Raw genomic sequence first — 26,508 nt, 5'->3', positions numbered from 1 at the left:
GGAGAGTATATTCGTTGCTCTCCTCCCTTCTTACTTCTTCATAATTTTTATTCTCTTTATTATTTGATTTTTATATATTTTTAGTTTCTGGCACACCCCTTGCTATATCCTTATTGCAAACATAATAGCCGGATGGAAGGAGGATATATGAAGCTCATTACGACAATTATAAAACCATTCAAATTGGAGGATATTCGGGAAGTTCTCTCTGGTCTTGGTGTTCAGGGGTTGACCATAACAGAGGTAAAAGGATTTGGACGTCAGAAAGGACATGCGGAGCTTTACCGTGGAGCTGAATATAGTGTCAATTTTTTACCTAAGATAAGGATAGATATTGCCGTAGCAGATGAATTAGTTGAAGAGGTAATTCATGCTATTCAGCAATCAGCTTTCACTGGAAAAGTTGGCGACGGTAAAATCTTTGTCACCGAATTACAACAGGCTATTCGTATTAGAACAGGAGAAACTAACGATGCGGCACTGTAACTCACTGATAAATAAGATAAATATGAAGAGGCAATTCTCAGTGGTTGCCAGTGTTGTGGCCGGTTGTGTGCCATCATTATCTCAGGCAGCGGAAGGCGTTGCCGATAAAGCTGATAATGCTTTTATGATGATTTGTACAGTGCTTGTTCTGTTTATGACCATTCCGGGAATTGCTCTGTTTTATGGTGGATTGCTACGGAGTAAAAATGTTTTATCGTTAATGGCTCAGGTCATGGTGAGCTTTGCTTTAGTATGTGTGTTATGGGTGATTTATGGTTACAGCTTGGCTTTTGAGCCAGGGAATGGTTTTTTCGGTGGTTTTAGTCAAGTGATGCTAAAGAATTTGGCATTCACTGACTTAAGTGGCAATTTTTATCAGCTAATTCATGTGGCATTTCAGGGCTCTTTCGCTTGTATCACAGTTGCTTTGATTATTGGTGCGTTAGGGGAGCGTATTCGCTTTCCGGCGTTGTTAGTTTTTAGTGTGCTGTGGCTGACATTTTCTTACTTGCCTATGGCGCACATGGTTTGGGGTGGTGGTGTGCTTTCACAAGATGGAGCATTGGATTTTGCTGGTGGTACGGTTGTTCATATTAATGCTGCTGTAGCTGGATTGGTTGGTGCTTACTTACTGGGAAAACGTACTGGCTTTGGGAAAGAAGCATTTAAACCACATAACTTGCCGATGGTCTTCACGGGCACTGCTGTGCTCTATATTGGTTGGTTTGGTTTCAATGCTGGTTCTGCTAGTGCTGCTAATGAGATAGCTGCTCTAGCATTTTTAAATACCATTGTGGCGACTGCCGCCGCTATCCTGTCATGGGTTTTTGCAGAATGGCTTTTCCGTAATAAACCGTCTCTTTTAGGGGCATGTTCAGGCTGTATTGCTGGGTTGGTTGGTATTACACCTGCGGCGGGAATGGTTGGTGTTGGTGGTGCATTAATCATTGGTCTGATCGCGGGTTTTACCGGTCTTTGGGGGGTGGTAGCGTTAAAACGGTGGTTACGTGTTGACGATGTGTGTGATGTATTCGGCATACACGGCGTATGTGGGATCGTAGGTTGCCTCCTGACAGGGGTTTTTACGGCTAAATCTTTGGGAGGGATCGGCTATGCAGAAGGTATAACCATGTTGGAGCAAGTTGGTATTCAGGCTTTTAGTATACTGGTTTGTGTGATTTGGTCAGTCGTGGTTGCCTTTATTGCTTTTAAAATAGCAGATCTGTTGGTAGGACTGCGGGTTACGGTTGAAATTGAAAGGGAAGGGTTGGATATTAATTCTCACGGAGAGAGTGCTTATAATTAAGTTGTAATATTAAAAGGGCAGCAATAAGGCCATAAAATGTAATGTTGGTTTCTTACTGCCTATCCCAATAGGGCTATTTTATTTGTCCTTCTTTGCCATAAAGAGCGAACCTGGGCAGTGCTCAAAATCCTCACGTACTACGTGTACGCTCCGGTTTTTCCGCGCTGTCCGTGTTCTCTGTTCATTTATAAGTACGGCCTGCAACAATTACGCCTATTGAGATAGGCTCTTAGTTTGCTGCCTTATTCATTTATCTATTGCGTTTCCTAATCAGACCTTCCTGTACAGTGGAAGCAACAAGTATCCCTTCACGGTTATAAATCTGTCCCCGAACAAAACCACGGGCACCGGAAGCTGATGGACTATCTACAGCATATAGCAGCCAGTCGTCTAGTCTAAACGGGCGGTGGAACCACATAGAATGGTCAATTGTTGCTATCTGAATATTTTTCTCAAGGAACCCGACACCATGTGGCTGTAATGCTGTTGGCAGAAAGTTAAAATCGGAGGCATAGCCAAGTAGATATTGATGAATAAAAGGATTATCAGGCATATTGCCGTTACTGCGGAACCAAACATAGCGTATAGGCTCTTCTGGTGGATAATTGAATGGACTGTAATATTTTACGGGCCTCATTTCTAACGGGCGGGGGAAAAGAAGCGTATTCTGCATCTTCTGTGGCAGTAGATGCGACACTTTTTTCGCGATTTCATCCTGAGAAATAAGTTCTTCTGGATAGGGTACATCTGGCATTATATTTTGGTGTTCAAAACTTTCTTCGTGACTTTGAAATGAGGCAGTCATATAAAAGATAGGCTTACCATTCTGAATTGCACTAACTCGCCGGGCACTAAAACTTCCTCCATCACGTAAAATCTCAACGTCATAGACGATAGGTTTGTGACTGTCACCGGGGCGTAAGAAATAGCTATGGAAAGAGTTGCCCATTCGGTCATCGACAACGGTTTGTTTGGCAGCATACAGTGCCTGACCAATCACTTGTCCTCCGAAAACCTGAGGAAAACCGAGATCTTCGCTTTGCCCTCGGTAAATACCTTCCTCAATTTTTTCCAATTTCATCAAATTTATCAGATTCTGTAATGACTTGCTCATAATATGCCTTTGTTTTCTATTAGGTTATCGAGAGTACAAGGGATGATTATTGTCTCATTAATAGATGATTAATAACTAACTAAATTGTAAATGTTTTAAGTCCTGACAGTAGTGCAATAAAGAATGTGAGATTTATTGGCGTTTTATGTTCAAATTTTTAATCTATAATTCAAATGATTTAGATTTAATGATTTGATATTTCAATTTATTTTAATATTTATATAGATTAGTTAATAATGGAGGAATGTGTATGAAATTATGGCAGTTCCCCGCTGGCGTATTACTAGCGGTTGCTTTGGTCGGGTGTAATGCCAAAGGTGCTGAGGTAGTAGATACTCAGGTGGAAGAGATTGAAAATCCAATGAAACGGTCTTTTGTTGAGGGTAATATTAATATACTACAGCGTATAGCATTGCCAGCAGATGCTGTTCTGACAGTGGCGTTATCTGATGTATCTTTGGCTGATGCACCTTCAGTTACTCTGTCTCAGAAGGTAGAGCGTTTAGGTGGGAAACAATCACCTTTCCATTTTGTTTTGCCTTATCAGCCAAACAAAATTAAGCCGAATGCACGCATTGTTGTTAGGGCTTCTGTTTCGCTGCATAGCCGCTTGATGTTTGTTACAGATACAGCATATGAAGTGATTAATAATGGGAAGACTAAAGATGTCGAAATTACGTTGAAAGCTGTTAGATAATGCATTTCCTTATTGTATTGATTTGCAATGTGCAATAAATCAGCATTCGGGCCTGCTTGTCTTGCTATTTAAGTAGGTATGAATGATAATGGCACCGCTTTAGAGTTAAAGCAACACGTCACAATGGGGGCTCTGTTGGTTCTCCCGCAACGCTAACTTGTTAACTTGGTCAGGTCCGGAAGGAAGCAGCCATAGCAGGGGATGTGTGTGCCGGGATGTCGCTGGCAGAGCCCTCGCCAATTTCATTGGTAAACCTAACAAGCCGATAGCACTTTACCGGCTCGGATCACTCTCTATCTGATAAAGACTATTTTAGCGAACATATTTCCATACTGAAGGTGGAATCCTATCATACAGTTTATTCATGGTCAGCTCAGCTAGGCGGTGATCCGCAGCAGAGTAGAATAGTTCAAGTTCATCTCCTGAAAGTTCATATTTGTTCTTTTCAATCACACGTTCCAGTGTATCAATCGTGGTGCATTTTCTTAAACGCATCAGATAATCAGTTTTAGTCATAATCGCCTTTCTTATTTAACATATATAAAAAATTATTGAGGGAAATATTCAATCAAATTTTGCTCAAGGAGCAATTTAAATCCTGTAACAGGACGCTGGTTAAGCGTTCATTAGTTTTTTCACCATTCCATAAGTTTAGAAACGCTAATCTTAATTTGTTTCCAAATGAAGTATAAGTATATGTATTATCAATACATTTATCAATTCAAGTGAGAAGGCTGAAATCATCAGAATATTTTATTTTAAAGTACCAAACGAAAGTTGATATGTATTCAATCTATTTGTTTAGCTGTAAATTATCCTGAGGTGTAAAAACTATTTCCACAACCAGTCTCATCTCTGTGTACTCTGCACTAGAAGTGCTTCTTGCCTTAGATGTTCACATAAGCATTCTAATTCATCAATATTATGTCATCTTGAGTGAATATTCATCCATGCTATGTTGATCTTGCTGTATATGCCAATACTTAATTTTTTTTGAGTTAAACGCTAAGCATATACACGTATTATAAAATTTTTTTCGAGAGATTATTATTATGTATCTATAATCGTTCTTTGGGATTATTTATCTTTTCTACAGATGACTCTGATTCGCTTCTCGTAAATCAGAATCAGCTCTTAACAAAAATTCATACCTTAACTCAATAAACTATAAATAGCGGCTAGTATGTGTGAGTTAATATGTAGGTTTATATAAAACAGTATTACCCTCAGATACCAGTAACGGCAGATTATAGCCTGATGGCTACAATAATCAATGAATATAACATCATTATTACATAAGTCACTATGTGCTGGTATTGTTTTTTGTCATTTAGTGTAAAAAAAGATAAAGTAATTTTTATCCGACAACTTTCATATTAATTTTATTAAAGTTACTAATGCTTGGATTTTTAAAGCTATTTTATACTCATAAGTGGTGATTATAATTAAATTTAAACGAAATTACTTAAATATTAAGCGGATAGATTAATGATCAGAATCTTGTCAGATGAAAGCAACGATTATATTTAAGAAGGCCGATTTGACGGCCTTCTGGTTATTGTTGGTAGCATTTAGTGAGATTCTGATGCGGGTTCAATCTCCTCCGCTTTCTTACTGAAACGTCGTCTTATAACCACGAAGAACACTGGCACGAAAAAGATAGCTAGCGAGGTTGCTGCAATCATTCCGCCTAATACCCCAGTACCCACTGCGTTTTGAGAGCCGGATCCTGCACCATTACTCAATACTAGGGGGATAACACCTAACATAAATGCTAGTGATGTCATTAGGATTGGGCGAAGACGCATTCTTACCGCATCTAGCGTAGCTTCTATCAACCCCTTGCCCTCTTTTTCCATCAAGTCCTTGGCGAATTCAACGATGAGTATTGCGTTCTTAGCTGACAAACCGATAGTGGTCAACAATCCAACTTTAAAGTAAACATCGTTATCCAAACCGCGGAATGTTGTTGCTAACAAGGCTCCAACGATACCTAATGGTACTACTAGCATAACTGAGAATGGAATTGACCAGCTTTCATACAGTGCAGCCAGACAGAGGAATACCACTATCAATGATAATGCATATAGAGCTGGGGCTTGATTACCAGACAATCGTTCCTGATAGGACATACCTGTCCAGTCGAAACCGATTCCATTTGGTAGCTTAGATGCCAACTCTTCCATTAGGGCCATTGCATCACCGGTACTTTTACCCGGAGCGGCTTCACCCAGAATTTCCATTGATGGTAAACCGTTGTAACGTTCCAGACGTGGTGAACCGTAGGTCCAGGGTTCTTTGGACGTATCTGTAAAGGCAGAGAATGGAACCATTTCACCCTGTTTGTTACGGACATACAGCTTGTAGATGTCACTTGGCAACATACGATAAGGTGCTTCCGACTGAACGTAAACTTTTTTGACACGACCGCGATCAATAAAGTCGTTCACATAGTTACTACCAAACATCGTGCTGAGTGTTGAGTTAATATCAGCGATGGAAACACCGAGAGCTTCAGCTTTTTCCTGATCAATTCTGAGCCGATATTGAGGGGTATCTTCCTGACCGTTAGGACGAACACCTACTAACATATCTGGATGCTGTTGTATCATGCCAAGTAATTGGTTACGGGCTTCTGTCAGTTTGTCATGTCCAAGGTTTGCTTTATCAATTAATTCAAAATCAAAGCCAGTTGCTGAACCTAACTCTACAATTGCCGGGATGTTAAACGCAAAAACCATACCTTCTTTGATTTTCTGGAAGTGAGCACTAGCCCTGGCAACAATAGCAGGTACTTTGTTTTCGGCGCCCGGACGTTCACCCCAGTCTTTCAGGCTTATAAATCCCAACCCAGTGTTTTGACCTTGCCCACTAAAACCAAAGCCACTGACAGTAAATACAGAAACCACACGATCTTTTTCTTCTGTATTGAAGTAATCGCTTACTTTATCTAGAACTTTTTCTGTTTGTTCCTGTGTCGCCCCCGCAGGTAATTGAACCATTGTCAGCAATACTCCCTGATCTTCTTCAGGAAGAAAAGAGGATGGTAAACGTGTGAACATGAGGGCCATACCCGCCACCAGGAATACATAAATTACCAGATAACGGCCTGTATTGCGTAGAATGCGACCAATGCTGTCAGTATAGTGGTGGGTACTTTTGTCAAATATGCGGTTGAACCAGCCAAAGACGCCGGTCTGTTTACCGTGGCTACCTTTGGCGATGGGTTTCAACATAGTGGCACATAGAGCTGGTGTCAGGATTAAGGCTACCAGCACAGACAATACCATTGCAGATACGATAGTGATCGAGAATTGACGATAAATTGCACCGGTTGAACCGCCGAAGAAGGCCATTGGGATAAATACAGCAGACAGCACCATTGCAATACCAACTAAGGCGCTTTGGATTTGTCCCATTGATTTCCTGGTTGCTTCTTTTGGCGATAGACCTTCTTCCTGCATAACACGTTCAACATTTTCTACAACAACAATGGCATCGTCTACCAGTAAGCCAATGGCAAGAACCATAGCAAACATGGTTAATGTATTTATTGAATAGCCAAATGTAGCGAGTATTGCAAATGTTCCTAAGAGTACGACTGGAACTGCAATGGTTGGAATGAGTGTTGCGCGGAAATTTTGGAGAAATAGGTACATTACCACGAACACCAGCATAATTGCTTCAATCAGTGTTTTTACCACTTCGTTAATAGAGATTTTAACGAATGGTGTGGTGTCATATGGATAGACGATTTTCAGCCCGTGAGGGAAGAAAGGTTCCATATTTTTTAGCGCTTCTTTTACTGCTTTGGATGTATCCAAAGCGTTAGCGCCTGTCGCTAGTTTGACACCGATACCCGCAGCAGGTTTACCGTTATAGCGGGCAATGATGTTGTAGCTTTGTGCACCTAGTTCCACCTTTGCTACATCTTTCAGACGGACCTGAGAACCGTCAGTATTGACGCGCAAGAGAATATTACTGAACTCTTCCGGTGAAGTTAGACGTGTTTGAGCAATGATCGACGCATTCAGGCGTTGACCTGGAACCGGAGGGGTTCCCCCTAATTGACCGGCGGCTATTTGGTTATTTTGCGCTTTGATTGCATTTATTACATCCAAAGTCGTCATCTTGTAGTTAACGAGCTTGTCAGGATTTAACCAGATACGCATGGCATACTGGTTACCGAAAAGCATTGTATCACCTACACCGGTTACGCGACTTAAAGGGTCCTTGACAGTTGCACCAACGTAGTCAGAGATATCGTCCTGTGACATAGAACCATCTTCAGAGATGAATCCGGCAACCATCAAGAAAGAGGTAGTGGACTTATCTACACGTATACCTTGCTGTTGCACTTCTTGTGGTAACAAAGGCATAGCGAGTTGTAGCTTGTTTTGTACTTGTACCTGTGCAATATCGGGATCAGTACCGGCCTCAAAGGTTAGTGTGATATTCATGTTTCCAGCAGAATCACTGTCGGAAGACATATAAACCAGGTTATCGATACCATTCATGTTTTGTTCGATAACCTGAGTCACTGTGTTTTGCACAGTGGTGGCATCTGCGCCGGGATAAGTTGCAGAGATAGAAATCGCCGGTGGTGCAATAGTAGGGTATTGCGCTACGGGTAATTTCATAATTGCCAACAGCCCAGCCAGCATGGTGATAATTGCGATTACCCATGCAAAGATTGGCCGATCTATAAAAAACTTAGGCATGAATCACTGACTCCTATGACTCCTAAATTAAGACTTTTTCGCAGGTTCAGCTTGGTTCGCAGCAGATTTTGCATTTAAGTCTACTTCTTCTGCTTTAACCGGGATGCCGGGTTTAATTTTTTGCAAACCAGTAACGATGACCCGATCACCTGCTTTCAGACCGGAAGCTACTAGCCATTTATCACCAATAGCTTGGTTGGCAGTGATAATGCGCGGTTCGACTTTTTCGTCTGCACCAACCACCATGACAGTAGCTTCACCACGAGGTGTACGGGTAACTCCTTGCTGAGGAACCAGTATTGAATCCTGGCGAATACCTTCTTCCAGTTTTGCACGAACAAACATGCCTGGAAGTAGCTCTTCATGTGGGTTAGGGAATATTGCACGGATAGTGATAGAGCCCGTTGTTTCATCTACAGTAATATCAGAGAATTCTAAGTAACCTGTTTCACTGTAGTTTTTACCATTTTCCATAATCAGGTGAACTTTAGCTTTATTGTCCCCTTTCTGCACAATACCTTTGGCGATTTCATTTTTAAGACGCAGATAATCATCGCTTGACTGAGTGACATCCACATAAATTGGATCCAGTTGTTGAACAGTTGTCAGTGCTGTTGGTTGACCAACAGAAACTAGAGCACCTTCAGTTATCGTAGATTTGCCGGAACGACCACTAATCGGTGCTGTAACTTTGGTATATGCCAAATTGATACGGTTGGTTTCTACGGTCGCTTTTGCTGCCTGTACTATAGCATTCGCTTGTGCATAGTCGGCGCTGGCTTTATCAAATTCCTGTTGACTAACATAGTTTGTCCCTAACAGGGATTTATATCGGTTCACTGTCAAGCGTGTGATCTCTGCATGAGCCTGAGCTTTTGCCAAATCAGCTTTAGCACTGTCATAGTCAGCCTGGTAAGTTGCTGGATCTATCTGATATAAAGAAGTGCCTGCTTTTACATCGCTACCTTCTTTATAATTTCGTTTCAGAATTATACCACTTACTTGTGGACGAACTTCTGCAATGCGGAAGGCTGATGTTCGGCCTGGAAGTTCCGTCGTGACCATCAGAGGTTCAGTTTTCAGCGTCACGATACCGACTTCAGGAGCCTGTTGGTTCCCAGCAACTTGCTGAGAGTCTTTGTCGTTACATCCTGAAAGAGCTAAGCTGCCTGAGAGTACCAGTATTGTAGCCAGAGGCAAAACTCCCCTGTTTATTCGCATAAGTAAACCTCAATATTTTTAGATGTTGACCCTTCAATCCGTAAAACCATTACTCCATTAATAACAGCATGCTATAATACAAACATACGTGAATGTATGTAAATCCATTTTAGGTTAAAAATAGAGTATATGGCACGAAAAACTAAACAACAGGCTGAGGAGACCCGGCAACAGATTATAGACGCAGCTATAAAAGAATTTTCTGAGCGCGGTGTCTCGGCTACTTCACTGACAGATATTGCCACAACGGCTGGGGTAACCCGTGGGGCAATTTACTGGCACTTTAAAAATAAAGTAGACCTGTTTTCCGAAGCCTGTAGAATAACAGATTCTAAGATTGACGAATTAGAAAAAGAGTATCAAGCAAAATATCCTAATAATCCACTCCTGATTTTAAGAACTTTAATCATCCATATCCTGACGTCGGTCGTTGATGATCCGAAAAACCGGCTATTAATGGAGATTTTTTTCCACAAATGTGAGTTTGTTGGTGAAATGTCTGCCTTGGTGGAAGTTCGTCAGGAACTGTGTGTTGCAGACTATGTTCGTATTGAAGAGTCACTTTCTGGTTGTATTACATCAGGCCAGCTTCCTTATAATCTTCATCTGCGGCGAGCGGCTATCATGTTAAGAGGATTGATAACGGGCTTGTTGGAAAATTGGTTATTTGCACCAGATAGTTTTGATATTCAGAAAGAAGCGGAGTCGTTAGTGGATGGTTTTATCGATATGCTTAAATATAGTGAGCATATGAAAATTGCTGAAAAATGAAGAACCAGAATAATAGAGGTAAATTCTATTTTGGTAATTGCTAACAATGTGGCTAATGGCCAAAAGTCATTATCTTATGCTCTTTGCTTATCTGCTGCTATATAAGAGATTAGACTGAGAAACCAAGCTGAAATTATTTCTAATATCAGATACTGCTGCCTTGGAACTGATTGATAACGCTGAAATCAGTGCATTGATTGAATTTTCCCTATGGATTTTGCAGGCAGACACCGTGCTAAATGGGGGAAGTGTTAAGTTGCTGGCCACAATTGTTAAGGGATAACCATCTATGCTGGAAATACGAAATGTAACGTACGCCTATGGCGAGCGAGTGATATTGAAAGAATTAAATTTGCAGCTAAAGGAAAAACGAATTGCCATCATAGGTAGCAACGGTTGTGGTAAAAGTACATTTGCACGTCTTCTTAATGGATTATTGGTACCGAAAAGTGGTGATGTTTTGGTGGATGGTTTGAACACCAGAACGGAGGGTAAAGCGATCCGGCGTAAGGTTGGTTTCGTATTTCAGAATCCTGACAATCAGATCGTGTTTCCGGTTGTTGAAGAAGATTTGGCTTTTGGAATGAAAAATCTTGGTTTTTCCAAGGACACGATTCGACAAAGAACTCAAGAGGCGCTTTCACGCTATGATTTACTTCAATTTAGGGAGCATCCAGCCCATCTTTTAAGTGGTGGTCAGAAACAACTCCTTGCGATTTCCGGTGTTCTGGTGATGGAGCCCGATTATATTATTTTCGATGAGCCTACAACCTTGCTGGATTTACGAAACAAGCGCCGTGTTGCCGCAGCAATTGATAACTTATCTCAAACTGTAATTGTAGTGTCTCATGACCTTGATTTTTTGGCGGGATTTGATCGTGTTCTGGTTTTTGATGATGGTCGCGTCGTGATTGATGATATCCCCTCTATTGCTATTCCTGAATACGTAAGGATGATGTTATGAGCCTGTCTGGATATAATCCTGGTTCATCATTTGTGCATCGAGTTAGCCCTGGGCTCAAAATTATTTCTTTGCTCATTCTGGGAACATTGCTTTTCGTTGTTCCACGTATCGATCTTTCTGCTGCGGCATTGGCGGGAATCGTACTTTTATACTTGTTAGCCAAAATCTCATTAAAAACTGCTTGGATGCAATTACGGTCGGCGTTATGGATCTTAGCGCTTATTTTTATAGTCCAATTGTTTCTACACCACTGGACCACAGGTGTACTTGTGGTAGTTCGTCTTGTCTCTCTTTTATTGCTGGCCTCGCTGGTCACTCTCACTACTCGCTCTTCTGATATGATCGACGCATTGGAAAAGGGGCTTGTGTGGTTGTACTATTTTGGCATCAATCCTGGAAAAGTGAGCTTGGCTTTATCGCTTGCTTTGCGGTTTATCCCTGTTCTGGCGTCAATTACAGAAGAAGTACGGGAGGCGCAGAAAGCAAGAGGCCTCGATAAGAGTGTCATTGCAATTGCAGTTCCTGTTATTGTGCGAATGCTCAAAATGGCAGACGATATTTCGGCTGCTATTGAAGCGAGGTCCTATGATCCAGAATTTGGCAGAAATAAATCAAGCAGCAAGTAAATCAGAGGTTGTGGCTTTATCGAAAAGAAAGGGGGATTAAATGTCTACAAAAGATATTGTTTATATAGCACTATTTGCCTCTCTAACCGTAGCACTGGGTTTATTTCCGCCACTGACACTTCCCGTTGTAGGCGTTCCGATAACAGCTCAGTCAATGGGAGCAATGCTTGCTGGTGCCATTATTGGTGCGAAACGGGGTGGATTAGCATTGTTGCTCTTTTGTGTGTTTATTTCCGTTGGATTACCGGTAATGTCTGGAGGGCGGGGAGGATTGAGTGTATTTCTCAGCCCAAGTGGTGGCTTTATTTTGGCATGGCCGATTGCCGCTTTTGTTATTGGCTATTTATATGAGAAAAATCTTGCAAAACTAAATACCTTTAAAGAAGCTGTATTTCTTGTCTTTGGTGGAATTATGGTTGTTTATGTAATTGGTATCCCGTGGATTGCCGTATTTGCTAATATCAGTACCTGGCAAGCAGCCGTAGGTTCAATTGGGTTCATACCGGGAGATATTATCAAAATCGTACTGGTTATTTTGATTGCGAAAATGGTTCGTCGTGCTTACCCCACTCTTGAGCCGCGTTCTTAAGCGTCATTGTGCCTATTGTGACGTTTCTCCTGAGATAATTGTTACAATAAATACAATGATGGTAGAGAATGATGGTAGAGTAAGAAAAAGCAATCTTAATATTCAGGTCGCAAATGTTTCGCTGAGATGTATTACGACCATAAAATCAGCTTCTTCTCATTTAATACACCGATGAAGGAGCCTGTTGCAATGCGATTGCCACTTGCAGGCAGGACAATATGAGGGTTAGTTGTGTTGAAAATAACGACTGAACCAACTCTAGGTCGAAAAGTGAAAGATTCGCAATCAACTAATAGAGAACTGTCATACGGCTTGTATGTTTTATCAACCACAGTACTCTTGAATGGTTGATTATAGATCACGGTTTCTCCTCCCTGAGAGGGAGATAAAATATAGAGGTTCCAAGCAAGCTGAGTCGATATATCTCCGATGATTAAATTCCCTTTCGCAAAAGTGGGTGCGTAATCTACATGTAGATCTGAGCCACCGGAGATAATTCGGACGATACCGGCAAAATAGGGGCCGAACCCCGGCTCTTCTGCGACTGAAATGCTGAAATTTGTATCGTGATTGATGTATCGCATGAACCGATCAACTGGATCAAAAGCTTGATTGATAATTTGGATGCGATCTTGTTCAGCTACGCTAACTTGAGAAAAATATTGCTCTTTTGGTCTATCACGATAATGAGCGAGTGTATTTCCCAAATAAAACCCCGGCCTTCCGAATTCATAGGGTTTTGCCTTTATGCTCAGTATTGCAGACGAAAGTTGTTCTGTTTCTTCTGTCGTTGCAAAATCATCTATCATCGCAGCTGGAATCTTGTTATCTATGATTGCCTGCAAGCTTTCTGATGATAATTTGACAAGCTCGTTTGATACCCACTGTGACGACATAATAGTCGACTCCTAGCCGATTTTCTTTATATTAGAAAAATTGATCTATTGATGGTCAGTATTAATCATATAGCATTGGTTGTATAAAAATTCAACATTTGATCACATTCAGGAACGCAACAATGACAATATCTCTGAGAGGTCATCACCTTTTGTGTATTCTTACCTACGCTGGCAACGGATATTCCACTGGTTTTGTTGAAAATTACAATAGGATTATTCCTCGAATTCGGGACGAGGATATCTTGATTGTGGCAGGGCCGGATGACATATGTATTCCTTTGCTTGGAGAAGATGAACTTCATTGTTTTGGCAAGAGTGTTGTTACCCGGGATAGTCGAGCTTTGGAAGCAGTTAGCGCTCTTATGGGCCGACCAATTGAGATAGGTCATACGTTGAGGCTTGATGAGAACTATTTAAAACAGGCGCGATGGGCTTTCAATCGTGGGATCATAAGATCTGCTTGTATAGGCTGTGAATGGGAACCACTTTGCACTCGAATTGCTGCGGATGATTATTCTTCAACGTTTCTTAAACGAAATAGTGGAAAGAGCGAGTGACGATATAAAGCCGTTTGAAATTTAGCAAAGGCTAATATTGATATGAATGTATGATCACATACTTAAGACAAACGTGAATCTTTTATAGTATCGATCAAGATATCTATTAAGGTGTTTGAAGCAAATCGTTCAATACTCTTTCGTCGATTGTGATTGCTCCGCCAATTTTGCTTGATAGTCGTGTTTGACTATTTCCAGTGCGGCGAGTGCGATTTCAGGAGCGATTTCATTGCATTCCAGTAAATAGATCAGATCAACAGCAAGTTGAACTTCGGGTGGTGCGTGTTCGACTGACATAAAACATTCCTCATCTGAATCGTTAATCCATGTTCTCTTTGTATTCGATTGATTTTTCAATTCGCGTCAGAGATTGACGGCAACGAGCTAGTCTTCCGGCTAATGCCGCGATTTCTTTCTGTATTTTTTGTTGATGACTAAGTGTAGTTTGTTGATTCAATTTTAGCTCTCTATCATTGATCATTGCGAGCAGACGACGTTCATAATCCTGATGTTCAGCCAGTTTGTGATACAGGTCAGTAGCTTGTTGTTTATGTTCAAATCGGCTCTCTTTTTTTCTTAATGACTGGGTAGACAATTCACGCCTTAATGCTTCTATTTGGGCAACTAAGCGTTCAGTCAGAAATGCGACCTGTTCGGTTCGGTGATCTTGCACACACTCTTTGAGTTGTTTCATGTTGTGCCTGACTTCTTGTAGATAACCACGGAGTTTATCGCTGTGTCGGTTAAATAAAGCCTGATCAAACCGGGCAGTAGAGAATGGTGTGTCTGCTAATGGTGCTATCTCTTCCGCCAGTATATCGACCTGTTTTTCGAGTAAATTTAATAACGGCTGCGTATTCATTTATACCTTAAAATGGTTATGCCTTGCGAAGCGGAATTAATCTGGGACGACAAAAAGTAGGCTGGTGCGTGTTCATTAGTTGCTTTTTTCTATCAGTTTGAATAGATTTTAGCACCTTCGTGTTCTACTCATTGGCACCGATTATGACCGCAAATGCGCAGCAACTGCAATTTATTAAAGACAGTATTGAAACTATTCCTGATTATCCAAAACCGGGGGTTCTTTTTCGTGATATTACCACTTTACTGGATAACCCTCTTGCCTACCAGGCAACAATTGATCTTCTGGTAGAGCGATATCAGGGCAAAGGCATCACAAAAATAGTTGGCACTGAAGCTCGCGGTTTTCTGTTTGGAGCCCCGGTTGCATTACGCCTTGGTGTTGGTTTTATTCCTGTTCGTAAAGCGGGCAAACTACCTCGGGAAACATTGAGTGAAACGTACAATCTGGAGTATGGCACTGATACGTTGGAAATGCATAAGGATAGCGTAAGAGAAAACGATAAGGTGCTGGTTATTGATGATTTGCTGGCAACGGGTGGTACGGTTGAAGCCACTGTTCGTTTAATCCGTCGTTTAGGTGGTGAGGTTTCTGAAGCGGCTTTTATTATTGGTTTGCTTGGCTTAGGTGGTGTTGAGCGTCTGCAAAGACAAGGTGTAAGTAGTTTTACTCTACTTGAATTCCCAGATCATTAATCTGCTTATTTTCGTATTACTAACATATCGGCCTCGCTGTCTATAGTGAGGCTGTGTTAGCATGGTGCTCAACTGTATTCGATTTCCCCGGTATCAATGAGCTATCAGGTACTTGCCCGTAAGTGGCGCCCACAAATATTTTCTGATGTAATTGGTCAGGAATATATCCTGACCGCGTTAGCTAATGGTCTTGCCCATGGCCGGCTTCATCACGCCTATTTATTTTCTGGCACGAGAGGTGTCGGGAAAACAACGATCGCCCGTTTGTTTGCTAAGGGGCTAAATTGTGAAACAGGTATTACTGATAAGCCTTGTGGTAAATGTGTTAATTGCCTTGAAATTGAACAGGGGCGATTTGTCGATTTAATTGAAATTGATGCGGCTTCCCGTACTAAAGTTGAAGATACGCGTGAATTGCTAGATAACGTGCAATATGCTCCGGCTCGTGGGCGTTTTAAAGTCTACCTGATTGATGAAGTACATATGCTTTCTCGCCACAGTTTCAATGCATTATTGAAAACGTTGGAGGAGCCACCTGAGCATGTGAAATTTCTACTAGCAACGACTGATCCGCAAAAATTGCCAGTGACTATTCTTTCCCGTTGTTTGCAATTCCATCTCAAATCGCTGGATATAGGTCAAATAAGCGATCAGCTTGAGCGTATTCTTAAAGCTGAACATATAGAGAGCGATAACCGCGCTCGTCAACTATTGGCTCGTGCTGCTGATGGTAGCATGCGTGATGCTTTGAGTCTGACCGATCAGGCTATTGCTATCGGACAAGGCTTGGTGACAACTGAAATAGTCAGCTTGATGCTAGGAACGTTAGATGATGAACAGCCATTATCAATCATTGAAGCATTGATTCGAGCTGACGGTCAGCAGGTTATGGCATTGGTGGAACAAGTCGCTTCACGGGGGGCTGATTGGGAGGATTTGCTCGTAGAAATTCTTGCATTGCTGCATCGTATTGCAATGCTCCAATTGTTACCTTCTCAGCCAGAGAGCGATTCTTCATCAATTGAAGGCCGTTTGCGGATAGTGGCAAAAGCTGTTTCACCGGAAGATTTGCAACTTTATTATCAAACTTTGCTGATTGGTCGTAGGGACTTGCCGTATGCACCGGAGCGCAGGATGGGTGTTGAAATGGCTCTGTTCAGAGCTTTGGCATTTCATCCGAAAACAGTTATTGAAGAGGCTGCGGCACCGGTGGTACATCCTGCGGTTATACCATCAGTTACAGCACAGCCGAAACATAGTGATCAGGGAGATGTGCCACCGGCTAATGATATTAATGAACCGGCACCATTGGATAGAGCTTCTCAGTCGGAACCCCAGATACCTCAGGCGCTTGCATCAAGCCCAACCGCGCAGTTGCTGAAAGCAAGGAATGTGTTATCCCGACAGCAAGAGCAAACGCCAACAAAAAAGCCTGAATCGGCTATGCCTGTTAAGATGAAGTCAGCAACTTCAGCATTGGAACGGCTTGCCGCAGTGTCAGGACAGCGACCTCAGTCATCAATAGATAAAAAACAGGAAAACAAACCTGAGAAAAAAGAAGCTTACCGTTGGCGTGCCAAGAATATTGAGGAGAAAACAGAAACTCATGCGGCCACACCAAAGGCTTTAAGAACAGCTTTGGAACATGAAAAAACACCAGAGCTGGCAGAGAAATTAACGGAAGAATCTAAACAGAGAGATGCATGGGCCGCAGAAGTTGGTAAACTTAAAATTCCTAAACTGGTGCAGCAATTGGCATTAAATGCATTCAAAGAGCAGATTAGTGCAAATAATATCCGTTTACACTTGCGTTCGAGCCAGCGCCACCTTAATTCTGCTTTCGCACAAAAGTCATTAGCGGGGGCTTTAAGCGAGTTGTACGGCGTAACGGTTGAATTCAGTATTATTGAAGATGATAATCCTGCGGAGAAAACCCCGCTGGAGTGGCGACAAGCCATTTATGAAGAGAAATTGGCACAAGCTCGCCAATCAATTATTGCGGATAAAACTATTCAAACATTGCGGCAGGTATTTGATGCTGAATTGGATGAAGAGAGTATCCGACCGGTTTAACCATGCTGCAATCTGTACCTTGTTGTACGATGTAGCCATAGCGAAGAGAGAAATCTATGTTTGGTAAAGGTGGTTTGGGCAATTTGATGAAACAGGCCCAGCAAATGCAGGACAAAATGCAGAAAATGCAAGAAGAGATCGCCAATCTGGAAGTGACGGGGGAATCGGGAGCCGGTCTGGTTAAAGTGACTATCAATGGTGCTCATAATTGCCGTCGTGTTGAGATCGATCCAAGCTTGATGGAAGATGACAAAGAGATGTTGGAAGACCTGATTGCTGCTGCATTCAATGACGCAGCCCGTCGTATTGAAGAAACTCAGAAAGAGAAAATGGCGGGCATTTCCAGTGGGATGCAATTGCCACCAGGCTTTAAGATGCCATTCTGATGCAAACCAGTCCTCTCCTTGAATCCTTGATGGAAGCATTACGCTGTTTACCAGGGGTTGGCCCTAAGTCTGCACAGCGGATGGCTTTTCATCTGCTACAGCGTAATCGCAGTGGTGGAATGCGTTTGGCCCAGGCATTGACCAGAGCAATGTCAGAAATTGGACACTGCAAATATTGCCGGACTTTTACCGAACAGGAACAGTGCACAATTTGTGCTAATCCACGCCGTCAACAAAATGGTCAAATCTGTGTGGTTGAAAGCCCTGCGGATATTCATGCTATTGAACAAACCGGGCAGTTTGCCGGGCGTTACTTTGTATTGATGGGGCATTTATCCCCATTAGATGGCATTGGTCCAATGGATATTGGTTTAGATCGTCTTGAGGATCGTCTCGCCACGGAAGAGATTTCAGAGGTGATTCTGGCGACTAATCCGACAGTGGAGGGAGAGGCCACTGCCAATTATATCGCAGAGATATGCGTTCAGTATGGTGTAACAGCAAGCCGTATTGCTCATGGTGTGCCAGTTGGTGGTGAACTTGAGATGGTAGATGGTACGACATTGTCCCATTCACTTGCTGGTCGGCAGAAGATTACTTATTGATTTTACGTTAATGTTTTACGGTTTTATTTAGGTTGGAAAGGAATGGTGTTGTAACCCTGTGTAAATCAAATCGTAAAGGCTTTGAAGCGCTACATTTATGTGGCGCGTGTCTCTTAGTCCATTGTGCTATGATCAAAAGTGACTTCATAATTCTTTTGGATAATCAAACTTGAAATTCAACTTATTTATCCCCATCTGCATATTATCGTCTGATTTTGTCTGTCTGAACTGGATTTAGATTGAGGTAATAAATGAGTATGAAAGGTCAGGAAACCCGTGGATTTCAGTCTGAAGTAAAACAACTTCTGCAATTAATGATCCATTCACTCTATTCCAATAAAGAGATTTTCCTTCGTGAGCTAATCTCAAACGCTTCCGATGCTGCTGACAAATTACGTTTCCGCGCATTATCTGTTCCAAAACTTTATGAAAATGATGGTGAACTACGCGTTCGTCTTTCTTTTGATAAAGAGAAGAGAAGCATTACGATTAGTGATAATGGCATTGGTATGACTCGTGATGAAGTTATCGATAATCTTGGAACAATCGCTAAATCAGGAACAAAAGCTTTTCTGGAATCTATTGGTTCAGATCAGGCTAAAGATAGCCAGTTAATTGGTCAGTTTGGTGTTGGGTTTTACTCTGCATTTATTGTGTCTGATAAAGTTACTGTACGTACTCGTGCTGCTGGCGCTTCAATTGATCAGGGCGTATTCTGGGAATCTGCTGGTGAAGGCGATTACACGATTGCCGATATCGAAAAAGAAACCCGTGGTACAGAGATCACTCTTCATTTACGTGAAGGAGAAGATGAATTCCTGAATGACTGGCGTTTGCGTTCTGTTATCAGTAAATACTCTGACCATATTGCCTTGCCGGTTGAAATTGAAACCAAAAATAAGAGCGAAGAAGAGGGTGAAGAGGATACAGTAACTTGGGAGAAGATTAATAAAGCTCAAGCTTTGTGGACTCGTGGTAAATCTGAAATTACAGATGAAGAGTACAAAGAGTTCTACAAACATATTTCTCATGATTTTACTGATCCGCTGATTTGGAGCCATAACCGCGTAGAAGGTAAACAGGAATATACTAGCATGCTCTATATTCCATCTCAGGCTCCGTGGGATATGTGGAATCGTGAGCATAAGCATGGGCTGAAATTGTATGTCCAGCGTGTGTTTATTATGGATGATGCGGAACAGTTTATGCCGAACTATTTACGCTTTGTCCGTGGCTTGATTGACTCCAACGACTTGCCGCTGAACGTTTCCCGTGAAATTTTACAAGATAATTCTATTACGCGTAATTTACGTAATGCATTGACCAAACGTGCATTACAGATGCTGGATAAACTGGCGAAAGATGATGCGGAAAAGTACCAGCAATTCTGGCAACAGTTTGGTCTGGTAATGAAAGAAGGTCCGGCAGAGGATAGTACCAACAAAGAAGCTATCGCTAAATTGCTGCGTTTTGCTTCTACTCATAATGACAGCTCGGCACAAACAGTTTCTCTGGAAGAGTATGTTAGTAGAATGACGGAAGGTCAGGATAAGATTTACTACATCACCGCAGACAGTTATGCTGCGGCGAAAAACAGTCCTCATCTGGAGTTGTTCCGTAAGAAAGGTATTGAAGTTCTGTTACTGTCAGAGCGCATTGATGAATGGATGATGGGATACCTCACTGATTTTGATGGTAAAAAATTCCAGTCAGTCAGTAAAGCCGATGAATCCCTGGATAAACTGGCAGATGAAAACAAAGCCGAACAGGAAGAAATTGAAAAGCAATTGGAGCCGTTTGTTGAGCGTGTAAAAACATTGCTTGGTGATCGAGTAAAAGAGGTTAAATTGACTCACCGTCTGACTGATACTCCAGCAATTGTCACAACAAATGTGGATGAAATGAGCACACAGATGGCGAAATTGTTTGCTGCGGCTGGTCAACAAGTGCCGGACGTTAAGTACAATTTTGAACTGAATCCTGATCATCAGTTGGTAAAACTGGCTGCTGATATCAGTGATGAAGTTCAATTCGCGGATTGGATTGAACTGTTGCTTGATCAGGCATTGTTTGCTGAGCGTGGCACGCTGGAAGACCCAAATCAGTTTATTCGCCGTATGAATCAGCTATTGTTGTCTGAGAAAGCTTGATTTAATCATTTTTTGGTGACGATTGGGAACCACGCCTCTGATAATGAGATGGGGCGTGGTTTATTTTTACAGAAAAATATCCGAAATCGTTTACCTGTTTCCTTGAGCGAACCCCATGCTAAATGGTATGGTGACTCGGTTTCTCAAAATATAAAAACTAACTAGCAAGGGGATTTACGCAATGCGTATCATTCTGCTGGGCGCTCCGGGCGCCGGTAAAGGGACTCAGGCGCAATTTATCGTGGAGAAATATGGGATCCCTCAAATTTCTACTGGCGATATGTTGCGTACTGCGGTTAAGGCTGGCACAGAATTGGGTTTAAAAGCAAAAGCGCTGATGGATCATGGTAAGCTGGTTACTGATGAATTGGTTATTGCTTTGGTCAAAGAGCGCATCAAACAAGATGACTGCCGCAATGGTTTCTTGTTGGATGGGTTCCCCCGTACTATTCCCCAAGCTGATGCAATGAAAGAAGCGGATATTAATGTTGATTATGTCTTGGAATTCGATGTTCCCGATGAACTCATTATTGAACGTATCATTGGGCGCCGTATACATGCGCCATCTGGCCGTGTTTATCACATCAAATTTAATCCACCGGTAGTGGAAAACAAGGATGATGTTACGGGTGAAGAGTTGACTGTTCGTAAAGACGATCACGAAGATATTGTGAGTAAACGTTTAGTTGAATACCATCAACAGACGGCACCTTTAGTATCCTACTATCAAAAAGAAGCAGAGGCAGATTATACCAAATATTTTAGAATTGATGGTACTCGTAAGGTATCTGAGATTAGTGAAGAATTATCTAAAATTTTGGATTAATCAACCTAAATGATTCTTAGAAGGCGACTAATAAGTCGCCTTATCCTATATTATTTATTTATTGTATCAGGTAAATTAGTCGATTTTTCCTCATTGTTTTCGTAGATAAACATGATTTTCATCTGTATTTTATTATGCTAGGGTTTGCACTAGCGAAACAATGAAGGATCGACATAATGAACAACGGTAAATTTGGTGTTTTATTAGTTAATCTTGGCACTCCTGATAAACCGACAACTGCGGCTATAAGACGTTATTTAGCTGAGTTTCTTAGCGATAAAAGAGTCATAGATTTATCTCGATTTATCTGGAAGCCAATATTATATGGTTTTGTTTTGCCTTTCCGCTCTTCACGTGTAGCAAAGTTATACCAGAAAATTTGGACTGATGAAGGTTCTCCTCTGTTAGTATATGGCCGTCGGCAACAGAAATTACTGGCAGAAAGAGTTGCTGGCATCCCTGTTGAACTGGGAATGAATTACGGTTCTCCATCTCTTGAACAAGCGATTGACAACTTACTTAAGCAGAATGTTGAGCAGCTGATTGTTTTACCACTTTATCCCCAATATTCTGGTTCCTCATCTGCGGCTGTATTTGATGGTGTCAGTCTGGTATTGCAAAAATACCGCACTATTCCTGGGATTCACTTTATTCGTAGTTATGCTGATCATCCGGCTTATATTTCTGCACTGAAAGAAACTATTGAACAGAGTTTCGATAAGCATGGTCAACCAGACAGATTATTGCTTTCCTATCATGGCATTCCGCAGCGTTTTGTTGATACGGGTGATATTTATGCTGAGCAGTGTAAGTTAACAACACGATTGCTAAAGCAAGCAATTAATTATCCGGCAGAGCAGGTAATGATGGCTTATCAATCACGTTTTGGCCGTGAGCAATGGCTGACACCATACGTAGATCAAACGATGAAAACGCTACCTAATCAGGGAATAAAACATATTCAGGTACTTTGCCCTGGTTTTTCGTCTGATTGCCTGGAAACGCTGGAAGAGATAAAACAGCTAAATAAAGAGATGTTTCTTAATGCTGGTGGGGAAAAATTTGAATATATTCCGGCGCTTAACGACAATGCTAGTCATATTTTACTACTTGAAGAGTTGGTCAACGGGTTTGTCAGAAATAGGGATGAATAGTGATAGGATTAATCTATCATTAGGGTTCATTGGCTTTTTAAGGTATATTGCTACACGGATGCTAGCCTGGTGGAACTGCCATACTTGTTTCAGAGTAAATGGGAATTAACCTATAGGCTCGCTCAGTGGGATGATGTTTTGTATATCAATTAGTAACAGCATATTTGGATTTGGATATAAATAATGAGTAATAAACCGATTAAAGGCACTAATTTCAGTGAAGAATATTTTAATTATTACAATTCAAAACAAGATGATGAAATTGATTTGTTTGAGTTATTCTCTGTTTTATTTCAATCAAAGTTATTGATTATTACTGTTACCATCCTTTTTGCTGTTATTGGTTTTGTAGCAGCATCTTTGATGCCACAAAAGTGGAGTAGTTCGGCTTCTATTGTTAAGCCTCAACTTGAAGAAATACAACCACTTAAAGATATCCTGACTAAGTTAGAGGTTTTAAATTTACAACCATCAGTAACTTCATCGTCACTGTATAATAATTTTTTAAATAATTTTAATTCACGGGTTTTGCGTGAAGAATATCTGGTTAATACAGAATATTTTAAAAATCTGGTGGCTGAATCAGGTGATCATTCACCACTTGTAAAAAGAAAACTTATTGAAAAGATTGTGAATGATAATATTTCATCTTCTTCAAAAGCGGAAAAAGATGATGAAAATGGTGAAACTAAATTGACTTTCAGTGCTGGAACCGCAGAAGATGCATATAATCTGTTAAATGGCTATATTGACTATGTGTCGTCTGTTGTCCATGAACAGGTGAAGAGTGAATTAAGTGATATGGTAAAACAGAAGCTTAGTTACTCTGAAGGTTTGTATAACGTTGATTTAAACCGTGTGAATAATATACAGGAAGCTAATGTTGAGCGATTGAAACATGCATTATCTATCGCTAATTCGGCAGGAATTAAAAAGCCTATTTCCAGTGAAGGAGCAATGATCAAAGACGATCCAGATTATTCCATTGCTTTGGGGGCTGATGCATTACAACGTAAGTTGCAGATTACAGAGGAGATAAAAGATCCCACTTTGATTGATGCTGACTTACGTAACCGTTTGTTCTATATAAAAGAGCTGAAAGCACTTAAAGTAGATAAAGTTAACTTCCAACCATTTAGATATATGCAGGCTCCTTATGAGCCGACAGCGAAAGATTCACCGAAGCGTCTACTTATCTTAATAGGCAGTGCTTTCCTTGGGCTGATCTTGGCGGTGGTGTCTGTTCTAATTCGTCATATGGTACGTAGTCGTCAGCAAGCGGCTTAAGTTTTCCTTGGCAGTAAATGTCGTAGTGACATTTGCTGCCTGTCCGTTTTTATTGTGCTAATATGCTGCACCTTTTGGCGTTATAGCATCAATCAAAAATGAAATTCCCTGGTAAACGTAAATCAAAACACTATTTTCCCGTCAGTCTGCGTGATCCTTTACTCCAGCCAATTAAAGAGATGATGGATGGTGAGAATAACCGAGCTTATATCGTTGGTATCGATCAGACATTAGTGGATATTGAGGCGAAAGTAGATGAAGATTTTATCCAGCGCTATAACCTCAGCCAAGGGCATTCATTAGTTATTGAAGATGATGTAGCTGAAACCCTGTATAAAGAACTTACTGATAATAATCTTATTAGCCACGAATTTGCTGGTGGCACTATTGGTAATACTTTACATAATTATTCAGTTCTTGCCGATGATCGTTCCGTCTTACTGGGCACTATGTGTAGTAATATTCAGATTGGCAGTTATGCTTACCGCTACTTATGTAACACGTCTAGCCGTACTGATCTGAACTATTTACAGGGAGTGAGCGGGGCAATTGGTCGCTGTTTTACGTTAGTAACGGAAAATGGTGAGCGGACTTTTGCCATCAGTCCTGGGCAAATGAATCAACTTAAACCGGAAAGTATTCCTGAGAAGATTATTGCTGAAGCTTCTGCTTTGGTATTAACTGCTTACTTGATTCGTTGTAAACCGGGAGAACCAATGCCAGAAGCAACCATGAAAGCTATCGAATATGCGAAAAAGCATAGTGTACCTGTGGTTCTGACGCTAGGGACGAAATATGTTATTGCTGATGATCCACAATGGTGGCGTGATTTTCTGGTTGAGAATATTTCTGTTTTGGCAATGAATGAAGATGAAGCTTATGAGCTTACTGGTTTCAGTGATCCACTATTGGCTTCGGATATGGCGCTAGATTGGGTCGATTTAGTTTTGTGTACCGCAGGTCCGGCTGGACTATATATGGCAGGTTATACGGAAAAAGATTATATGCGCCAGACAACCCATCCATTGTTACCGGGTGCTATTGCTGAATTTAACCGTTATGAGTTCAGCCGTGCTATGCGTAAATCTGATTGCCAAATCCCGGTGAAAGTTTATTCCCATATTGAACCTTATATGGGGGGGCCAGAAAAAATCATGAATACTAATGGGGCAGGTGATGGTGCTTTATCTGCTTTGCTGCATGATATAACGGCCAACAATCACCACAGAATGAATGTGCCTAATTCCAGTAAACATATCCGTACTTATCTAACATATTCATCACTTGCTCAGGTATGTAAATATGCCAACAGAGTTAGCTATCAGGTATTGAGTCAGCATTCCCCACGATTAAGCCGTGGTTTACCCGAAAAAGAAGATAGTTTGGAAGAATCTTACTGGGAACGGTAATTTTAAAATTTCGGCACCGTATAAATTAATAAGGTGCCGAAATTTAGCTATAAAATCATTTATTAAGATTGTAAATGATAGTTAGATTTTATTTTATTAACAGCAATGATTTTTCATCGAATTTATAAAAAGCAAAGTATTTTATTATTATTTATATATCTGTTTAAATAAATGAAAATAATATTCAAAAATATCCTAGAATAGAATATTTATATCACTCAGATAGCAATAATATGCAAATAAAATTTTCTATTTATTTTTTATATTTAACTTATATTATTGTTTTTTATATAAAAATTTCGCGTATCGGCACATTTCTAATAGAGCTATACCCTATGGATTTCAAGATGCATCGCGACGGCAAGGGAATGAATCCCCGGGAGCATAGATAACTATGTGACCGGGGTGAGAGAGTGCAGCCAACAAAGAAGCAACTTGAAAGATAACGGGTATAGATACCGCTAAAATCACCCATCCTATTCATACTGATTTGATTATTTACCTAATTTTTCTATTTATTATAATAGGGATTAGCTAAAGGAAGAATTTGGACTAAAATCACAATTTTTAAAAATCTTGGAACTGATTTTTCAATTGTTGATTTTACTAATTATAATCAAGATGATTGGTTAGAGAATACTCCTTTATTAGTAATATACTGAAATGATACTAGCTGTATATTGAAATGATATTCTTTATATATTGAAATGATATCTGCTATATATAGAAATGATATTAGTTATATATGGATTGGGGCTGCTATATTCTAGAAATAGTCATTGGGCTGATACGGAGTTTCATATTTTTGTATAGTATTGATATGTGGATTAGTATTTTTTGATACTAATTCCGATAGCGAAGTTTTAGCTATGATTGATAACTTAGAAGGATCATTTAGCGAAATAGTTTTTGTTTGCTATAATTATTTGAATTTGTGGCCTATATTAGGACAGGTTTTGTGTATCTTTTATTATTGAATTGGAGTTATTGAAATTATTAATATTTGAAGAAAAGACGAAGCTAATAGCTATTATACCCAATGGATTTCAAGATGCATCGCGGCGGCAAGGGAGCGAATCTCCGGGAGCATAGCAAACTATGTGACCGGGG

The 26,508-nt window shown here is 40.8% G+C and carries 24 protein-coding genes and 1 other RNA gene; 18 read left to right on the top strand and 7 right to left on the bottom strand.

The genetic code is table 11. The annotated features are described in order from the left end of the window. The first annotated feature begins 147 nt into the window (after positions 1-147). Both glnK and amtB read left to right on the top strand, forming a co-directional pair. Positions 148-486 (top strand): P-II family nitrogen regulator, encoded by a 339-nt coding sequence (glnK, locus tag SLS51_RS01730; protein ID WP_323834930.1) that lies wholly within the window; start codon positions 148-150, stop codon positions 484-486. A 22-nt stretch (positions 487-508) separates the two neighbouring features. Then, a complete protein-coding gene (amtB, locus tag SLS51_RS01725) occupies positions 509-1,792 on the top strand; it encodes an ammonium transporter AmtB (RefSeq protein WP_323835036.1) in 1,284 nt (427 codons plus the stop codon). A 250-nt stretch (positions 1,793-2,042) separates the two neighbouring features. Here amtB and tesB read toward each other — a convergent pair whose 3' ends face one another. Next, complete coding sequence (gene tesB / locus SLS51_RS01720; RefSeq protein ID WP_323834928.1) at positions 2,043-2,906, bottom strand: acyl-CoA thioesterase II; 864 nt, start codon at positions 2,904-2,906, stop codon at positions 2,043-2,045. Positions 2,907-3,156: 250 nt separating this feature from the next. Here tesB and SLS51_RS01715 point away from each other — a divergent pair, with 250 nt between their 5' ends. Together SLS51_RS01715 and ffs are read left to right on the top strand one after the other, a co-directional pair. Next, on the top strand, positions 3,157-3,603 hold the full coding sequence (locus SLS51_RS01715; protein ID WP_323834926.1) for a YbaY family lipoprotein: 447 nt from the start codon (positions 3,157-3,159) through the stop codon (positions 3,601-3,603). A 133-nt stretch (positions 3,604-3,736) separates the two neighbouring features. Continuing rightward, an RNA gene (gene ffs, locus SLS51_RS01710) (signal recognition particle sRNA small type) lies at positions 3,737-3,833 on the top strand. Between the two features lie 82 nt (positions 3,834-3,915). Here the strand turns inward: ffs and SLS51_RS01705 are convergent. The 3 genes from SLS51_RS01705 to SLS51_RS01695 all read right to left on the bottom strand — a co-directional run bounded on the left by SLS51_RS01705 (position 3,916) and on the right by SLS51_RS01695 (position 9,545). After that, entirely contained in the window at positions 3,916-4,119 is a 204-nt protein-coding gene (locus tag SLS51_RS01705) for an HHA domain-containing protein (RefSeq protein ID WP_011147992.1), read from the bottom strand. A 1,055-nt stretch (positions 4,120-5,174) separates the two neighbouring features. Then, positions 5,175-8,324 carry an efflux RND transporter permease subunit gene (locus tag SLS51_RS01700; RefSeq protein ID WP_323834915.1) on the bottom strand — a complete coding sequence of 1,050 codons (3,150 nt, stop codon included), beginning with the start codon at positions 8,322-8,324 and terminating at the stop codon, positions 5,175-5,177. Between the two features lie 27 nt (positions 8,325-8,351). Next, entirely contained in the window at positions 8,352-9,545 is a 1,194-nt protein-coding gene (locus SLS51_RS01695) for an efflux RND transporter periplasmic adaptor subunit (RefSeq protein ID WP_323834913.1), read from the bottom strand. Positions 9,546-9,674: 129 nt separating this feature from the next. Here SLS51_RS01695 and acrR point away from each other — a divergent pair, with 129 nt between their 5' ends. The 4 genes from acrR to SLS51_RS01675 all read left to right on the top strand — a co-directional run bounded on the left by acrR (position 9,675) and on the right by SLS51_RS01675 (position 12,495). After that, positions 9,675-10,316, top strand: a complete 642-nt coding sequence (acrR, locus tag SLS51_RS01690; RefSeq protein WP_323834911.1) for a multidrug efflux transporter transcriptional repressor AcrR — start codon at positions 9,675-9,677, stop codon at positions 10,314-10,316. Between the two features lie 289 nt (positions 10,317-10,605). Continuing rightward, positions 10,606-11,280, top strand: coding sequence for an energy-coupling factor ABC transporter ATP-binding protein (locus tag SLS51_RS01685; protein WP_323834909.1), 675 nt, complete (start codon positions 10,606-10,608; stop codon positions 11,278-11,280). After that, positions 11,277-11,906, top strand: coding sequence for an energy-coupling factor transporter transmembrane component T family protein (locus SLS51_RS01680; protein ID WP_323834907.1), 630 nt, complete (start codon positions 11,277-11,279; stop codon positions 11,904-11,906). Before SLS51_RS01685 ends, SLS51_RS01680 begins: the two co-directional genes overlap by 4 nt. A gap of 40 nt (positions 11,907-11,946) precedes the next feature. Further along, the gene (locus tag SLS51_RS01675) at positions 11,947-12,495 is read left to right on the top strand and encodes a biotin transporter BioY (protein WP_323834905.1); all 549 of its coding nucleotides are present in this window, start codon (positions 11,947-11,949) and stop codon (positions 12,493-12,495) included. 131 nt (positions 12,496-12,626) lie between these two features. Here SLS51_RS01675 and SLS51_RS01670 read toward each other — a convergent pair whose 3' ends face one another. After that, positions 12,627-13,391: a 2OG-Fe(II)-dependent halogenase WelO5 family protein gene (locus tag SLS51_RS01670; RefSeq protein ID WP_323834903.1), complete on the bottom strand. Its 765-nt coding sequence runs from the start codon at positions 13,389-13,391 to the stop codon at positions 12,627-12,629. Positions 13,392-13,513: 122 nt separating this feature from the next. On the opposite strand from SLS51_RS01670, the gene SLS51_RS01665 reads away from it, so the two are divergent. Beyond that, on the top strand, positions 13,514-13,951 hold the full coding sequence (locus tag SLS51_RS01665) for a DUF1284 domain-containing protein (protein WP_323834901.1): 438 nt from the start codon (positions 13,514-13,516) through the stop codon (positions 13,949-13,951). A 129-nt stretch (positions 13,952-14,080) separates the two neighbouring features. Here SLS51_RS01665 and rsmS read toward each other — a convergent pair whose 3' ends face one another. Both rsmS and priC read right to left on the bottom strand, forming a co-directional pair. After that, positions 14,081-14,248, bottom strand: a complete 168-nt coding sequence (gene rsmS / locus SLS51_RS01660; RefSeq protein ID WP_323834899.1) for a pleiotropic regulatory protein RsmS — start codon at positions 14,246-14,248, stop codon at positions 14,081-14,083. Positions 14,249-14,270: 22 nt separating this feature from the next. Further along, complete coding sequence (gene priC, locus SLS51_RS01655; protein ID WP_323834897.1) at positions 14,271-14,813, bottom strand: primosomal replication protein PriC; 543 nt, start codon at positions 14,811-14,813, stop codon at positions 14,271-14,273. Positions 14,814-14,956: 143 nt separating this feature from the next. Here priC and apt point away from each other — a divergent pair, with 143 nt between their 5' ends. From apt to SLS51_RS01610, 9 genes are all read left to right on the top strand, one after another. Next, positions 14,957-15,508 carry an adenine phosphoribosyltransferase gene (gene apt, locus SLS51_RS01650; protein WP_011147981.1) on the top strand — a complete coding sequence of 184 codons (552 nt, stop codon included), beginning with the start codon at positions 14,957-14,959 and terminating at the stop codon, positions 15,506-15,508. 96 nt (positions 15,509-15,604) lie between these two features. Continuing rightward, positions 15,605-17,581, top strand: a complete 1,977-nt coding sequence (gene dnaX, locus SLS51_RS01645; protein ID WP_323834894.1) for a DNA polymerase III subunit gamma/tau — start codon at positions 15,605-15,607, stop codon at positions 17,579-17,581. Between the two features lie 56 nt (positions 17,582-17,637). After that, positions 17,638-17,967, top strand: a complete 330-nt coding sequence (locus SLS51_RS01640; RefSeq protein WP_049582543.1) for a YbaB/EbfC family nucleoid-associated protein — start codon at positions 17,638-17,640, stop codon at positions 17,965-17,967. Next, entirely contained in the window at positions 17,967-18,572 is a 606-nt protein-coding gene (gene recR, locus SLS51_RS01635; protein WP_011147978.1) for a recombination mediator RecR, read from the top strand. Before SLS51_RS01640 ends, recR begins: the two co-directional genes overlap by 1 nt. A gap of 257 nt (positions 18,573-18,829) precedes the next feature. Continuing rightward, positions 18,830-20,722: a molecular chaperone HtpG gene (gene htpG / locus SLS51_RS01630; protein WP_323835034.1), complete on the top strand. Its 1,893-nt coding sequence runs from the start codon at positions 18,830-18,832 to the stop codon at positions 20,720-20,722. A gap of 181 nt (positions 20,723-20,903) precedes the next feature. Next, positions 20,904-21,548, top strand: coding sequence for an adenylate kinase (adk, locus tag SLS51_RS01625; protein ID WP_323834891.1), 645 nt, complete (start codon positions 20,904-20,906; stop codon positions 21,546-21,548). A gap of 176 nt (positions 21,549-21,724) precedes the next feature. Continuing rightward, complete coding sequence (gene hemH / locus SLS51_RS01620; RefSeq protein ID WP_323834889.1) at positions 21,725-22,702, top strand: ferrochelatase; 978 nt, start codon at positions 21,725-21,727, stop codon at positions 22,700-22,702. A gap of 183 nt (positions 22,703-22,885) precedes the next feature. Beyond that, complete coding sequence (wzz(fepE), locus tag SLS51_RS01615) at positions 22,886-23,989, top strand: LPS O-antigen length regulator Wzz(fepE) (RefSeq protein WP_323834887.1); 1,104 nt, start codon at positions 22,886-22,888, stop codon at positions 23,987-23,989. 98 nt (positions 23,990-24,087) lie between these two features. Beyond that, positions 24,088-25,398, top strand: coding sequence for an inosine/guanosine kinase (locus SLS51_RS01610; protein ID WP_323834885.1), 1,311 nt, complete (start codon positions 24,088-24,090; stop codon positions 25,396-25,398). The last annotated feature ends 1,110 nt before the right edge of the window (positions 25,399-26,508 follow it).

Origin of the sequence: Photorhabdus africana (genome assembly GCF_035181445.1) — a bacterium.
Lineage (GTDB): Bacteria > Pseudomonadota > Gammaproteobacteria > Enterobacterales > Enterobacteriaceae > Photorhabdus > Photorhabdus laumondii.
This window is presented reverse-complemented; position numbering and strand designations above follow the sequence as displayed.